Annotated in this window: 16 protein-coding genes; 11 read left to right on the top strand and 5 right to left on the bottom strand. The window is 69.9% G+C overall.

Features of this window, described 5'->3' with window-relative positions:
• Positions 1 to 321: 321 nt before the first annotated feature.
• Positions 322 to 2,538 carry an SF1B family DNA helicase RecD2 gene (gene recD2, locus OG884_RS35235; RefSeq protein WP_326640089.1) on the bottom strand — a complete coding sequence of 739 codons (2,217 nt, stop codon included), beginning with the start codon at positions 2,536 to 2,538 and terminating at the stop codon, positions 322 to 324.
• Between the two features lie 410 nt (positions 2,539 to 2,948).
• On the opposite strand from recD2, the gene OG884_RS35230 reads away from it, so the two are divergent.
• Complete coding sequence (locus OG884_RS35230) at positions 2,949 to 3,818, top strand: DUF4394 domain-containing protein (protein ID WP_326640086.1); 870 nt, start codon at positions 2,949 to 2,951, stop codon at positions 3,816 to 3,818.
• A gap of 128 nt (positions 3,819 to 3,946) precedes the next feature.
• Entirely contained in the window at positions 3,947 to 4,237 is a 291-nt protein-coding gene (locus tag OG884_RS35225) for a hypothetical protein (RefSeq protein ID WP_326640085.1), read from the top strand.
• On the opposite strand, the gene OG884_RS35220 is transcribed toward OG884_RS35225, so the two are convergent.
• Complete coding sequence (locus tag OG884_RS35220) at positions 4,171 to 4,758, bottom strand: Rv1733c family protein (RefSeq protein ID WP_326640084.1); 588 nt, start codon at positions 4,756 to 4,758, stop codon at positions 4,171 to 4,173. The two genes, OG884_RS35225 and OG884_RS35220, sit on opposite strands and share 67 nt — an antisense overlap.
• Before the next feature lie 308 nt (positions 4,759 to 5,066).
• On the opposite strand from OG884_RS35220, the gene OG884_RS35215 reads away from it, so the two are divergent.
• The gene (locus OG884_RS35215) at positions 5,067 to 6,428 is read left to right on the top strand and encodes a serine hydrolase domain-containing protein (RefSeq protein WP_326640083.1); all 1,362 of its coding nucleotides are present in this window, start codon (positions 5,067 to 5,069) and stop codon (positions 6,426 to 6,428) included.
• Positions 6,429 to 6,632: 204 nt separating this feature from the next.
• On the opposite strand, the gene OG884_RS35210 is transcribed toward OG884_RS35215, so the two are convergent.
• Positions 6,633 to 6,761: a hypothetical protein gene (locus OG884_RS35210; RefSeq protein WP_326640081.1), complete on the bottom strand. Its 129-nt coding sequence runs from the start codon at positions 6,759 to 6,761 to the stop codon at positions 6,633 to 6,635.
• A 150-nt stretch (positions 6,762 to 6,911) separates the two neighbouring features.
• On the opposite strand from OG884_RS35210, the gene OG884_RS35205 reads away from it, so the two are divergent.
• The 3 genes from OG884_RS35205 (at position 6,912) to OG884_RS35195 (ending at position 8,597) form a co-directional block, all read left to right on the top strand.
• Positions 6,912 to 7,109 (top strand): hypothetical protein, encoded by a 198-nt coding sequence (locus OG884_RS35205; protein WP_326640079.1) that lies wholly within the window; start codon positions 6,912 to 6,914, stop codon positions 7,107 to 7,109.
• A 40-nt stretch (positions 7,110 to 7,149) separates the two neighbouring features.
• Entirely contained in the window at positions 7,150 to 7,395 is a 246-nt protein-coding gene (locus OG884_RS35200) for a hypothetical protein (RefSeq protein ID WP_326640077.1), read from the top strand.
• Between the two features lie 239 nt (positions 7,396 to 7,634).
• A complete protein-coding gene (locus tag OG884_RS35195) occupies positions 7,635 to 8,597 on the top strand; it encodes an alpha/beta fold hydrolase (RefSeq protein WP_326640075.1) in 963 nt (320 codons plus the stop codon).
• Here OG884_RS35195 and OG884_RS35190 read toward each other — a convergent pair.
• Positions 8,479 to 9,057 (bottom strand): SDR family NAD(P)-dependent oxidoreductase, encoded by a 579-nt coding sequence (locus tag OG884_RS35190; RefSeq protein ID WP_326647096.1) that lies wholly within the window; start codon positions 9,055 to 9,057, stop codon positions 8,479 to 8,481. The two genes, OG884_RS35195 and OG884_RS35190, sit on opposite strands and share 119 nt — an antisense overlap.
• 26 nt (positions 9,058 to 9,083) lie before the next feature.
• Here OG884_RS35190 and OG884_RS35185 point away from each other — a divergent pair, with 26 nt between their 5' ends.
• The 5 genes from OG884_RS35185 to OG884_RS35165 all read left to right on the top strand — a co-directional run bounded on the left by OG884_RS35185 (position 9,084) and on the right by OG884_RS35165 (position 12,406).
• Complete coding sequence (locus tag OG884_RS35185) at positions 9,084 to 9,461, top strand: MerR family DNA-binding protein (RefSeq protein WP_326640073.1); 378 nt, start codon at positions 9,084 to 9,086, stop codon at positions 9,459 to 9,461.
• The gene (locus OG884_RS35180; RefSeq protein ID WP_326647095.1) at positions 9,458 to 9,829 is read left to right on the top strand and encodes a Tn3 family transposase; all 372 of its coding nucleotides are present in this window, start codon (positions 9,458 to 9,460) and stop codon (positions 9,827 to 9,829) included. The genes OG884_RS35185 and OG884_RS35180 overlap by 4 nt, the downstream gene beginning before the upstream one ends.
• 85 nt (positions 9,830 to 9,914) lie before the next feature.
• Positions 9,915 to 10,673 carry an LLM class flavin-dependent oxidoreductase gene (locus OG884_RS35175; protein ID WP_326640070.1) on the top strand — a complete coding sequence of 253 codons (759 nt, stop codon included), beginning with the start codon at positions 9,915 to 9,917 and terminating at the stop codon, positions 10,671 to 10,673.
• A gap of 65 nt (positions 10,674 to 10,738) precedes the next feature.
• On the top strand, positions 10,739 to 12,085 hold the full coding sequence (locus OG884_RS35170) for a sensor histidine kinase (RefSeq protein WP_326640069.1): 1,347 nt from the start codon (positions 10,739 to 10,741) through the stop codon (positions 12,083 to 12,085).
• A gap of 114 nt (positions 12,086 to 12,199) precedes the next feature.
• Entirely contained in the window at positions 12,200 to 12,406 is a 207-nt protein-coding gene (locus OG884_RS35165; RefSeq protein WP_326640067.1) for a hypothetical protein, read from the top strand.
• Here OG884_RS35165 and OG884_RS35160 read toward each other — a convergent pair whose 3' ends face one another.
• Positions 12,407 to 13,018, bottom strand: coding sequence for a serine hydrolase domain-containing protein (locus OG884_RS35160; protein WP_326640065.1), 612 nt, complete (start codon positions 13,016 to 13,018; stop codon positions 12,407 to 12,409).
• Positions 13,019 to 13,056 lie beyond the last annotated feature (38 nt).

Raw genomic sequence — 13,056 nt, 5'->3', positions numbered from 1 at the left:
TCCCCCACTACAGCAAACTGCCCTTAAAACACTAATGGGAGATGCATGGTGACTGCACATGGTTGCGACCGATTTGATAACGTTTCGGTCTCTTCTTAAAGCCGGAAAAATGCCGACCGGGAGTCAGATGAGAGCGGCCGCGCAGAGCCGGGTACGGGGTGCGGAGAGGGATGTTTCGGCCGGTGCCGAAGCGTCCGGGGCCGATGATGGCTGGACGGGCGCGCCTGGAGCGCCGGAGAGCCCGGCCCGGCCCCGCCTGGACTGGACCGGGCGCTGCACCACCTGGCCGGCAGCGCCGGGGCCGTGCTCTGCGCGACCGCGCTAGGGCCGGCGCAGGCGGTGGGTGAGGCTGGTGTGGCGGCGCCCGGCGCCGCGGGTGCGCACAGCCTGGGCCAGCGCGCGGCGAGAGCCGACGATGACGACGAGCTTCTTGGCCCGGGTGATCGCGGTGTAGAGCAGGTTGCGCTGGAGCATCATCCACGCGCTGGTGGCCAGCGGGATCACCACCACCGGGTATTCGCTGCCCTGGGAGCGGTGGATCGACACCGCGTAGGCGTGGGCCAGCTCGTCCAGTTCGTCGAAGCCGTACTCGACGTTCTCGTCCTCGTCGGTCAGCACGGTCAGCTTGTGCTCGTCGGGTTTGATGTCGACGACCAGGCCCACGGTGCCGTTGAACACCCCGGCGGCACCCTTTTCGTAGTTGTTGCGTAGCTGGGTGACCTTGTCGCCGACCCGGAAGACCCGCCCGCCGTAGCGGCGCTCGGGCATGCCCTCGCGCGAGGGGGTCAGCGCCTCCTGCAGCGCGTGGTTGAGGTTGCCCGCCCCGGCCGCGCCCCGGTGCATCGGGGCCAGCACCTGCACGTCGCGGCGCGGGTTGAGGCCGAATTTGCGCGGGATGCGGTTGGTGACCACGTCCACGGTCAGTGCCGCGATCTCCTCGGGTTCCTCGCACGGGAACAGGAAGAAGTCGCTCATGCCCTCCAGTGCCGGGTGCAGGCCGGTGTTGACCCGGTGGGCGTTGACGACGACCCCCGACTCCTGTGCCTGGCGGAAGATGTGGGTCAGCCGTACCCGGGGGATCTCCTTCTCGGCGGCCAGCAGATCCCGCAGCACCTCGCCCGCGCCGACCGAGGGCAGCTGGTCGACGTCGCCCACGAAGAGCAGGTGCGTGCCCGGGGCGACGGCCTTGACCAGCTTGTTGGCCAGCAGCAGGTCCAGCATCGAGGCCTCGTCGACCACGACCAGGTCGGCGTCCAGGGGGTTGTCGCGGTCGAAGGTGGCGTCCCCGCCGGGGCGTAGCTGCAGCAGCCGGTGCACGGTGGTGGCCTCGTGGCCGGTCAGCTCCGCCAGGCGCTTGGCCGCCCTGCCGGTGGGAGCGGCCAAGATCACCTTGGCCTTCTTCGCCCGGGCCAGGGTGACGATGGAGCGCACGGTGAAGCTCTTGCCGCAGCCCGGGCCTCCGGTCAGCACCGCGACCTTGCGCGTCAGCGCCAGCCGCACCGCGTGGGCCTGTTCTTCGGCGAGGTCGGCGCCGGTCTGGGTGTGCAGCCATTTGAGCGCGATGTCCCAGTCGACCGAGCCGAAGACGCCCATCCGGTCGTGCTCGCAGGTCAGCAGGGTGCGCAAGGAGCCCGCCAGGGACAGTTCGGCGCGGTGGAAGGGCACCAGGTAGACCGCGGGGACGGTGCCGTCGCCGACCGGGACCTCCTCGGCGACCACGCCTTCTTCGGCGATGAGCTCCTGCAGGCACCGTGTGGTCAGCTCGGCGGCGACCTCCAGGATCTTCACGGCGTCGGCGACGAGGTTGGGCGCTGGAAGGTAGCAGTGGCCGTCGTCGGCGGCCTGGGACAGGGTGTAGCGCAGGCCCGCCTTGACGCGCTCGGGACTGTCGTGAGGGATGCCCACGGCCTGGGCGATGGTGTCGGCGGTCTTGAAACCGATGCCCCACACGTCGTCGGCCAGCCGGTAGGGCTCGCTTTTGACGACGGTGATGGAGTTGTCGCCGTACTGCTTGAAGATCCGGACCGCGATCGAGGTGGACACGCCGACACCCTGCAGGAAGATCATCACCTCTTTGATGATCTTCTGTTCCTCCCAGGCGACGCCGATCATCTTGGTTCGCTTGGGGCCGAGCCCGGGGACCTCGACCAGCCGCTCGGGGGTGGCCTCGATGACCTCAAGGGTGTCGACGCCGAAGTGCTCGACGATCCGCTCGGCCATCTTCGGCCCGATGCCCTTGATCAGCCCTGAGCCCAGATAGCGCCGGATGCCCTGCACGGTGGCGGGTAGCACGGTGGTGTAGGACCACACCTCGAACTGCTTGCCGTACTTGGGGTGGGAGGTCCAGCGTCCGGTCAGCCGCAGTGACTCGCCGGGCTGGGCCCCCAGCAGCGGCCCGACCACGGTCAGCAGGTCGCTGGAGCGGCCCGCGGCCACCCTGGCGATGGTGTAGCCGCTCTCCTCGTTGGCGTAGGTGATGCGTTCGAGCACGGCCTCCAGCACGGTGCCGGGAGTGGGTTGCGCCGGAGGGGTGTTCATGGCGGGTATTGTGCCGCAGCCGACCTCCTGCTCCAAGCCGGGGAGCGCCCGGCGGCGGGTGCGCGGGCCGGCTGATTTCAGGTTTGGCTTATATAAGTCCACACCGAGACGCTGTCGCCCGTACACGCGCTCCACGCTCCGGCCGCCCCGGGCTCCGCCGGTGACGCCCCTCGCCGGAGCGCCGGGCCCGGTGGGGGGTGCGCGACCACGCGGGACCGCCGGGTGCGAGGTTTCGCCGGTTTCGCCGGGCCTGGTAGGCGTGCGGGCAGGGTGGGTCGCAGACACGCCGGCCTCCCCGCCCCCCTTCGCGGGCCAGGGCGTCGCCGTGTGTGATGGAGTCTCTCCGATCCGTAACGGCTTTGCCGCCGAAGTCCGGGGGCACACGGCACCCGGCCGCGAAGGAGAGGCACATGCGAAGGACACTCACCGCCCTGATGATGGTGCTGGGCACGGCGGTGCCGGCCGGTGCCGCGGCGGCACCGGCCGGCGGGCGGCCCGGCATCGACGTCATCGGGCTGACCGGCGACCAGCGTCTGGTGGGCTTTGCGATCCGCTCCCCCGGCCGCACGCGCGACCTCGGCAGGATCCGCGGGCTCGACGGCGACACCCGGCTCGTGGGCATCGACTACCGCGTGCAGAACGGCAGGCTGTACGGCGTCGGAGACCTGGGCGGCGTCTACACGCTCAGCGGCCCGGCCAAGGCGGCCAAGGTCTCCCAGCTGACCGTGGCGCTGCGGGGCTACCATTTCGGCGTCGACTTCAGCCCCGCGGCCAACCGGCTGCGGGTGATCAGCGACACCGGGCAGAACCTGCGGCACAACCTCGACGACCCGGCGGGTAGCCCGGCCGCCGGGCAGACCGTGGCCGACCGTACGCTGACCGCCCCGCCCATCTCGCCGGCCGTCGTGGGAACGGTCGCGACCGGCCTGTCAGGTGCCGGATACACCAACAACGACCTCAGCCCGGACACCGCCACGACACTCTTCGCGGTGAACACCACCACCGGCCAGGTGAGCCTGCAGTCGCCCGCCGGCGCGGGCACCCTGGTACCGACCGGTGGCCTGCGCGTGGCCGCGACCGGCGCGGCGGGCTTCGACGTCCACAGCTCGCTGCGCGACGGTGTCACCGTCTCCAACAGTGCCTTCGCCACGCTGAGGGTCGCCGGCCGCTACGGGTTCTACGGCATCAACCTGCTCACCGGCGCCGTCAACTACGGCTACGGCGCCTTTCCCGCCAACCGCCAGGTCCTCGACATCGCCATCCGGCTCGACCGCGGCTGAGTTCGATCCCAGCGGCCGCGATCGCCTCGCCGGGCGGTGGCGACGGCCGGCGCCGAGGGGACAGCCGGCGCCGAGGGGGCGGCCACGGGGTTTCCGGGGCGGGGGCGCGGCGTGCCAGGCGGCTCCGCGTGATCTCGGGTCTTCCCAATCCCCGCACCTGCATGCGCCACCGCCACCACGTCTACTGGCGCTTCGACTTCGACGTGGAGGGCTCGGCCAACGACGTGATCGAGCAGTTCGACGACACCGGCTCGACCGAACCCCAGGCGGTGGCGATCGTGCGGGAGGGCGAGAGCGTCAGCGCCACCAACGTCGTCGTCTGGTACGCCGGGCACTTCCGGCACGAAGGGCGTCAACCCTGCTTCGGCCTGTGCCATCGCTGGTCGGCGAGGGACCACGCTCTCTCCCACTCGGCGTAGCGGTACCGGTTCAGCAGCAACCGGAGGCCGACCAGGAAGAGCAGCAGGATCATCGCGATCCACACCATCACTCCGATCGCGGTGAGCGCGGCGACCGTGACCGTCTCCAGGCGGCTGTGCGGGGGATCGGTGGGTGTGCCCGCGGCATCCAACCAGATCTCGGTGCGCAAGCCGACCGGCACCGCCGTGGGAAGCACGACCTGGCCGGTGCGCGGGGTCCCGTTCGCCGCCGTCCAGCGCACCGTGCGCGCCCGCTCGCCGAGGCCGGGCTGCGCCGGGCGGACCGTGTCCACGACCTCGGCGGCGACCAGCCGCCGGTGGGGGGCGGCGAGCTCGGCCCGCAGCCCGTCCTCGTAGGCCTGCCGGCCGAGCCCGGCCGCCGGCCACAGCCCGGCGGCGAAAAGCAGCAGGCTCATCAGCACGGCTGCTGTCTCTATCCGGTCCGAGCGCCTGCGCAAAGGGTTGCCGTCGAACCGGCGCAGGCGCAGGCGGCACCGGATCCGGTAGCCGAAGGACCTCATTGGGCCACCTCCCCCGTGGTGTTGCCTCCACTGTGTGGCGTGTGCACCCGGCGTACCAGGGTCCTTGGCTCGTTGCGGTCAGAGCCGAAAGTCCCTTTCCCCGGCGATAGCGGGCGCCGCCGGGCGGCCGGTCGAACAGCGTCACCCGCTTGATCGTCTCCGGCGACGGCTTCCGGGGCTGAGCGGCCCGGCGAAGCCGCGTCCCCCCGCTGACCGTGACGCACCGGGCGGGGCCGCCGGCGATGCTCTCCAGGATCGAGCGGCACTAACCTGGGGACACTTTTGTCGTGTCGGGGAGGAGCCATCTCATGTCGCCGGTTCTGGAGAGTACGGCTCGCGCGCTGCTGCGCAGGGTCGCGCTGGAGCAGTCCCAGGGGCGCCTGCCCTCGCTGACCGCCGCGGTGGTGCGCGACGGGGAGCCGGCCTGGTTCGGCGCGCGAGGCCGGGTGGAGGGGGCCGCCCCCACCCTCCTCACCCAGTACCGCATCGGCTCGATCACCAAGAGCCTGGTCGCGGTCGTGGTCATGCGCCTGCGCGACGAGGGGAAGGTGGAACTGCTCGACCCGGTCGCCAAGCACGTCCCCGGTCTCGGGGGCGGTGTCGGCGAGGTGACCGTCGCCCAGTTGCTGTCGCACACCTCCGGACTGAGCGCCGAGTCGCCGGGCCAGTGGTGGGAGCGGACCCCCGGCGTGCCGGCCAAGGATCTGGTCGCCGCGCTCGGACCCGACGCCGCCAAGCACCGTCCGGGGCGCCGCTACCACTACTCCAACCTGGGCTTCGCCCTGCTGGGCGAGCTGGTGGCCCGCCGGCGCGGCGTGAGCTGGGCGAGGGCCGTGGACGAGGAGATCCTGCGGCCGCTGGGCATGCGCGACACCACACCCCGGCCGCGCGCGCCGCACGCGTGCGGCTACGCCGTGCACCCCTGGGCGGACGTGCTACTGCCCGAGCCCGAGCACGACGCGGTCGCCATGGCCCCCGCCGGGCAGCTGTGGTCCACTCCCGCCGACCTTGCCCGGTGGGCGGCGTTCGTGGCCGGTGACACCGGCGGCGTGCTCGCCCCGGCCACCGTGGCGGAGATGCGCGAACCCGCGACCGTCGACGACGGCGACACCTGGACCGGCGGGTATGGTCTGGGCCTGCAGCTGGCCCGCGCGAACGGCCGTCGCCTGGCCGGTCACACCGGTTCCATGCCGGGATTCCTGGCCACGGTGTGGGCCGACCCGTCCGACAGGGTCGGCGTGCTGTTCATGGCCAACTCCACCTCGGGCGTCAGCCGCGGCCTGCTGACCGACCTGCTGGCGATCCTCGACCAGCACGAGCCGCGCCTGCCCCAGGAGTGGGTGCCCGTCGCCGACAGCGCGGGCCTGCTGGAGCTGACCGGTCCGTGGTACTGGGGGCCCAGCGCGTACCTGCTGCGGCTGCTGCCCGAAGGCGGTGTCTCCCTCAACCCGGTCGGCGGCGCCGGCCGGGCCTCCCGGTTCACCGCCCAGGCCGACGGGACCTGGCTGGGACTGGACGGCTACTACGCGGGTGAGACCCTGCGCGTGGTCCGCGGGCCCGACGGCTCGCCCAGCCACCTGGATCTGAACACCTTCGTGTTCACCCGTACCCCCTACGACCCGCGGGCGGAGGTGCCCGGCGGGGTGGACGAGGGCGGCTGGCGCGGCTGAGCGGCGAGCGCGGCGGCCTGGCCCGCGGGCTCGGCGTACAGGACCTCCACCCGGTGCGGCACCCGCGGTGCGGTCAAGGCCGGTGTCCACGGGAGGGTGCCGTGGGCGCCCGTGATTCACGGGGCTCCGGGTGATGCCGAGGGCTCCGGGAGCGTTACGGCGAGATCGAGGACAGTTCGAGGGCCTTCACGTCGTGGAAGGATGTCACACCGACTGGTAGAGGAACTCCAGTCCAAGAGGCGTGAGCCGGTGCCTGACGGTGTTTCCGCACCGCTCGCCGGCCACGAGCCCCGCGGCACGCGGGAGCGAGGCGTGCTCACTCGCCGAGGCCATCGAGATGTCCGAGGGTCCGCGCGATCTCCCCCGTCGTGCGGACGCTGTCTCTCAGCGTCCGCAACACCAGTGCGCGCGTGCGGCCGAACAGCCGCCGCAGCACCTCATCTGACCTGCAACTCCTTCACCGGCAGGAACTGCGTCGTCACCGTGCGGACGACCCCGGGGACCGCCACGCTGATGGAGGCGTACCTCAGGCGATCCTCCGCTTCCACCTGGACCAAGGACAGCGGCAACTACACCACCTACGCCGGCCCCGTCTACGTGTCGGCGCCCGGTGAGTGCGTCGACTGGGGCGGCACCATCGGCACGGCCACCCAGTTCCGCTACGACACCAACTGCGGCTGATCCGAACAAAGAACATTAAACGACCGGGAAAAGGAGAACAATGACGCCCGTCAAGAAGACCATCACCGCGGCCGCTTTCGTTGTCATCGCACTCACCGGTGCGCTCGCCACCGCGTCACCCGCGGCCGCGGAGACCTACGGAGGCGAGTGCGGATCCAGCTACAGCGGCGATTACTTCACCAGCTACGCGGGTCCGATCTACCTGGCCGCGGCGGACAGGTGTGTGGACTGGATGGGCCGCATCAGCGGCACCGAGGGTGGCAAGCGCGCAACGAACTGCGACTGACGCCCGTTCGCGGCAGTCCTGGGGTCGCCCTCTTGCCCGTCCGCGCCAGTCGCCGGTCAGCAGGGCGGTCAGGTCGTCGTTGATGGTCTGGGCGGCGACGATGAAGGCTGTCGCGTAACTCGTCCAGAACGACCGGCAAGACTGCTGACCCTGTGTGTCCTGGCTCTCTGAAGATGGGGCGGGGCGGGGTAGTGTCACAGCCAGGCTCCGTCAACCCGCGGGACCCGAGGAGGCGCGTTGTGCGTTACGACGACTGGGGCAGGCGTTCGCCGCGCTGGGCGGGAATCCGTAGTGAGATGGTCGACCTCCAGGGCACGAGGGTGCATTTCCTGCATGCGCGGGGGCCCGCCGACACGCCCACTCAACTACTGGTCCATCCGATGGGTGCCACTGGGACATTCTGGCTGGACGTCATCCCGCTGTTGGCCGCCCACGGGCCGGTCATCGCGCCTGACCTGCCCGGCACGTTCACCGGCCACACAGAAACACCGCATCCCCGCGCGGCCAGGGCGCATCTCAACGCCAGGTTTCTGCAGGCGTTCACCCGCACGCTTGGACTGGAGCGCGTGATCGTTCACGGCTGGTCCATGGGCGGGCTGGTGAGCCTGCTGTTCGCACAGCGCGCAAGCTGCGTGGAGCGGCTGGTGCTCACCAGCCCAACCCTGCCCGGCCCTCTCACCACGCCGGAGGCGCTCGGTTGGCAGACGCTGGGCCGGCTCACGCTGCTGGCCGCCGTGCCGGCCCTGCGCGGCACCCTGCGCCTGTACGGCAGGCAGTTGCTGGAGGCCAAGCTACGCGGGGGCGACCCCGTGACCTCGCCCGGCGGCGGGCTGGATCTGGCGGGCGGTGACCTGAGGCGCGTCTCGCCCGAACTGGTCGCGCTGCAGACCGAGGAGCGTCAGGAGATGCGTGGCCGGCCGGACAAACTGGCCGATGCCATCGTCGCCTTCGCCTCGGCCTTGTCGGCCATGTACATCGACCGGCGACCCGTCCTCGATGCGATCGATCGGGTGCGCGCACCCACACTGCTGCTGTGGGGCGACCAGGACCCGCTGATCGAGCGCCCGGTAGTCGACTACCTGCTCAAGTGCAGGCCCGACTGGGAACTGCGCGTGTTCGAGGGGGCGGGGCACCTGATGCCGATGGAGATCCCCGCCGCCTACGCCGAGGCCGTGGCAGGCCGGCACATCCCGCATCCATAGCCGCGCTCACCCTGACCTCACGCCTCTCACCGGCACCGGTCATATCTCCAGACCGTAGGGCCGGCGTACTGGTCCAGCAGGACGCGGGCGTGGTCGTGGCCGGGGCGGTGGCGTTGACCGCGAAGATCCGCTCGAACTGCGCCCTGGTCACATGCTCGATACCGGGCTCGTCGTTGAGGATGCCCGCGTTGTTGACCAGGATGTCCAGCCGGTCGGCGCGCGCGTCGAAGGCGGCCCACAAATTCTCGGCGTCCCCGGGCATGCCCAGCTCGGCCTGCAGGGCGAAGGCTTGCCCGCCCGCTGCCTCGATCGCGGCGACCGTTTCCCTGGCCGCCTGCTCGTTGCCGCCGTAGTGAACGGCGACGCGGGCGCCGTCGCCTGCCAGGCGACGGGCGATGGCCTGGCCGATTCCCCTGCTTGCGCCGGTGATGAGTGCGGTCTTGCCGTGGAGAGTGCTCATCATGTCTTCCTGCTGGTCACGGGGTGATGAGGTGGACGGGGGTGACGCGGCGATGGTGTCCGACGAGGTCGAACCAGTCGCCGAACAATCCGCCGGACAGGTGCTCCGCAGGGTCCTGGGCGGGCCCGATCAGCGCCTCTCAAAGCGTCGGCATACCTTTGTCGGTGATCGAAGGAGTCCTGGAGTACGTGCCGCACGACGTTGCGCCCACCCGGGAGCTGTGGCTGAAGGCGTCGGAGTGCTGGAGCGAGGCCATCAACACCCGCATCGACAAACTGGAGCGCATGCGCGACCGGTTCACCGAGTGCATCGGGTGCGGCTGCTTGTCCTTCGGCCAGTGCCAGTTGGTCAATCCCGGTGACAAGCTGGCCGGGCAAGGTGCCCGACCCCTCCTTGAACCCTGACGCGGAAGTGGTCATGCAGTACCCCGGTTGGTCGCAGGGGTGCGGGCCGAGTCGCAGATGGCGATCAACGACCGTCTGGTGGAGCAGAGGCCGCTGGGGATGCGGCGGGAGCTGCCGGACACCCTGGTCGTCCCCACGGGAAGAAGGTCTGGAACTCGCTCTACATCGACGCCGTGGTGAAGAGACTCGCGGCCGGCGGCATGAAGATCAGCCCGGAGCTTCGGGCCCACCTGTCCCCGCTGCAGTGGGAACACATCAACTTCGTGGGCTCCTACCCCTTCAACCGGCCCGAACGTCCCGGCTGGCTGCGTGAGCGGAGGGCCGTCTCGACTCGTGCACCGAGTGGGCTGAGGCGCTCGGGCAGGTAGCGCAAGAACGGGATCGCGGCGCTGTCGTCGCCCAGCAACGTCGCCCATTCTGCTCGACCGCATCGTGTACGACAACCCTGAAGCGATGGTCACTCTGGCGGCCATCGCAGGGGCCACCTCACGGATCCGCGTACAGACCGAAGTGCTGATCCCGCCCTTGCGTGCGACCGCCCTGCTCGCCAAGCAGACCGCGACCCTGGATCGGATTCCCGGTGGTCGCCTCACCCTCGGCGTGGGGATCGGGGCACGCGAGGACGACTACCGGGCCGTGGACGTCGAGGTCCGTGGCCGGGGGCGCCGCCTGGATGAGCAGATGGCAGCTCTTCGGCGCGTCTGGAAGGGCGAGCCGTACGCCCAGGACATCGGACCGATCGGCCCTGCCCCGGCTCGCCGGGGCGGCCCTGAAGTGCTGTTCGGAGGCTTCGTTCCCGCCACCGTCGAGCGCATCGCTCGCTGGGGCGACGGATTCCTCGGTGCTCACCTCACCCCGGAACAGATGGGGCAGTTCTACCGGGCCGTCGAGGCATCGTGGCAGGCCGCCGGGCGTGCCGGTCGTCCTCGGCTGGTGGCCCAGTTCAACGCCGCCCTCGGCCCCGAATCAGTCGTGGACGAGGCGCAACATGCCCTCGGTGGCTACTACAGCTTCATGGGGGACGGCGCGAACAAGGTGGTCGACGAGATGCTCACCACGCCGGAAGCGATCCGGCAGGCCGTCACCGTGTACGGCGAGATCGGCGCCGACGAGGTCATGCTCTACTGCTGGTTGGCCCGTCCGTTTGTTTCTTTCGCCATGACATGGGCATTCCGTGCATTCCGGCTGACATTTACGCGGTTTTGGTCGTGAGTCTTCCCGGGAGCGGCAAGGGGTCGCCATAGGGGCGTGCGTCTGCTCTTGAGGGGAGGATCAAGGTGAGCACGTGGCATGGGTGCTCCATCAGGACCCGCTTGAGCGTGGTGGCCGGCGCCGTCATGGCGCTTATCTGCACTGTTGTCGCGGTGTTCGCCCTGCTGGCGGTACGGGAGGCCTCCGTCGAGGACCGGACGAAACGGCTCGTCACCCACGCCGTGGAGATGGCCAGGCAGATACGCCAGAGCGGCGTATTCCCCCGCATGCTGTCGGACGGGCACAACGAGGCGGTTCAGGTGTTCGACCCGGCCGGCACGCTGGTCGCCGCCACCTCGGGCTTCGGGTCGCGTGAGCCGCCGATAGCCATCCTTCGCCCCGATGTCGACTCTTATGCGGTTGCGCTGTTGTGTGATCTGCATGCGTTCCCCGGCCAGTGCAAGATCGTGATCTCTTACCCCTTCCACAGGGCCGACGGCGTCTGGTTGCTCAACATGGCCGTCGCCGATGTTCCCTGGTACGTAGGCCCTCGGCTGCTGATCCTGCTCGCCACCGGCTGGCTCTTGCTGGTCGGGGCGACCATGGCGGGCACCTACCGGACCGTGAGCAAGACCCTGGAGCCGGTGGGCGCGATCAGCGGCAAGCTCGCCCAGATCACCGCGAGTGATTTCGGCCACCGGGTGCCGGTACCGAAGTACCGAGACGAGCTGCGCGACCTCGCCGAGATCGCGAACAAGACCCTGGACCGGGCCCAGTCGGCGGTTGAGCAGCAACTGCGGTTCGCCTCGGATGCCTCCCACGATCTGCGCAACCCGCTGGCCGCCATGCGCGTGCAGATCGATGAGGCGCTCATGTACCCGCAGGAGACCAACTGGCCGCAGACGGCGAACGCGCTGTTGGACAGTGTGGAACGGCTTCAGGACCTGGTCACCGACCTGTTGCAGATCGCCCGGCTGGACGCGGGCATCAGCGGCCGGCACGATCCCATCGACCTGACCGGCCTGGTGGCGGCCGAGGTGGACAGGCGGCCACGCCGGGTCGCGGTGATCCGCCACCTCACCCCCGGCGTGATGATCAATGGGGAGCGGATCGGCCTGGCCCGGCTGCTGAACAACCTGCTGGACAATGCCGAACGCCACTCCGACTCCGCCATCACGGTCACTGTCACGCTCGAATCGGGCACGGCGGTGCTGGAGGTGTGTGACGACGGCGAGGGCATCGCCCCCGACCAGCAGGAGGTCATCTTCCAGCGGTTCGCCCGCCTGGAGGCCTCCCGCAGAAAGGACTCAGGCGGCACGGGGCTCGGCCTGCCGATCGCCCGGCAAATCGCCGAAACCCACGGCGGCACCCTCACCATCGAAGACAGTCCCCGCGGCGCACGGTTCGTGCTGCGCCTCCCCGCCCCCCGCTGATCACGCTCACCTGCCGGCCCTACGGTAGTAAGCAGCGCGAAAACAACGATTAGCTACTGACCTTGGCTTGACCTGTTGGTTTGGCAGGTCTGGTCCCCATAGGGTGCGTCGATCTTGGTGATCATCGACGGTGGGGCGGCCCGGGTGTGGTCGACGATCGAGGTGCCGCGGGCGTTGTTCGACCGCGCCGTGGTGCACATGCTGCGCGAGGGCATTCTGCTGCCCGCAGGGATCACGACGCTAACTCGGCTGATCAGCGAGGTACGCCGGACCTGGAGACCTCCTCGGTCGATGACGCCCTGGACGTGCTGGATCTGCTGATCACCTCCAACCTGCTGGCTCGGGCGGAGCGGGCGGGCAAGGCCGAGCAGCTGCGGACGTTTTCCAAGCTGCGTAAGGCGGCGCGCACGATCGCCTCGGCGGTGGGGGTGCTGATGTCGGCGCCGGAGGCAACCGAGGATCGGCTGAGGTGTTGAGCGCGGTGACGTCGATGGGCGGCTTGTCATGGTCGATCATTGACGCCCAGTTCTCCGCGGTGAGCGTCGCCGGGTCGACGCCATCCTTGAGGGCGCTGGCAACGTAGGTCGTGGGATGCGGGTGGAGATAGCCTGTGGCGTCGGCGGGCCGTACGTAGGTGTGGGTCAGGTCGAGCGGCCGGATGACTGTGCGTTCGACTTCGGCGGCGTAGGCGTTGCCGGTGACCTTCTCGATGATCGCGCCGGCCAGGTAGTAGCCGCCGTTGGAGTAGATGAACTGCTCGCCCTGCTCGCCGACCGGCGGCTGGGACACCGCGAGCTTCACCAGCTCGGAGGTGGTCCAGATGTGGGTTGGCTGAGTGGCGATGCTGTGCTGTGGTTCCGGTGCGAGGCCGGTGAGGAACAGGCCGCTGGTGTGGTTGAGCAGATGTCGGGATGCCTTTTGGAGGAGAACCATTCGGAGGAGAACACGCGGTCTGCAGATGCCTGGAGCGT

The organism is Streptosporangium sp. NBC_01755 (assembly GCF_035917995.1).
Taxonomy (GTDB): Bacteria; Actinomycetota; Actinomycetes; order Streptosporangiales; family Streptosporangiaceae; genus Streptosporangium.
The sequence above is the reverse complement of the archived record's forward strand: the minus strand, read 5'-3'. Positions and strand labels throughout refer to the sequence as shown.

Excerpts from the sequence above, each read along its gene's own strand:
- recD2 (WP_326640089.1), bottom strand. The coding sequence starts at position 2,538 with ATGAACACCCCTCCGGCGCAACCCACTCCCGGCACCGTGCTGGAGGCC.
- OG884_RS35230 (WP_326640086.1), top strand. The coding sequence starts at position 2,949 with ATGCGAAGGACACTCACCGCCCTGATGATGGTGCTGGGCACGGCGGTG.
- OG884_RS35220 (WP_326640084.1), bottom strand. The coding sequence starts at position 4,758 with ATGAGGTCCTTCGGCTACCGGATCCGGTGCCGCCTGCGCCTGCGCCGG.
- OG884_RS35215 (WP_326640083.1), top strand. The coding sequence starts at position 5,067 with ATGTCGCCGGTTCTGGAGAGTACGGCTCGCGCGCTGCTGCGCAGGGTC.
- OG884_RS35210 (WP_326640081.1), bottom strand. The coding sequence starts at position 6,761 with ATGGCCTCGGCGAGTGAGCACGCCTCGCTCCCGCGTGCCGCGGGGCTC.
- OG884_RS35200 (WP_326640077.1), top strand. The coding sequence starts at position 7,150 with ATGACGCCCGTCAAGAAGACCATCACCGCGGCCGCTTTCGTTGTCATC.
- OG884_RS35190 (WP_326647096.1), bottom strand. The coding sequence starts at position 9,057 with ATGAGCACTCTCCACGGCAAGACCGCACTCATCACCGGCGCAAGCAGG.
- OG884_RS35185 (WP_326640073.1), top strand. The coding sequence starts at position 9,084 with ATGAGGTGGACGGGGGTGACGCGGCGATGGTGTCCGACGAGGTCGAAC.
- OG884_RS35175 (WP_326640070.1), top strand. The coding sequence starts at position 9,915 with ATGGTCACTCTGGCGGCCATCGCAGGGGCCACCTCACGGATCCGCGTA.
- OG884_RS35160 (WP_326640065.1), bottom strand. The coding sequence starts at position 13,018 with ATGGTTCTCCTCCAAAAGGCATCCCGACATCTGCTCAACCACACCAGC.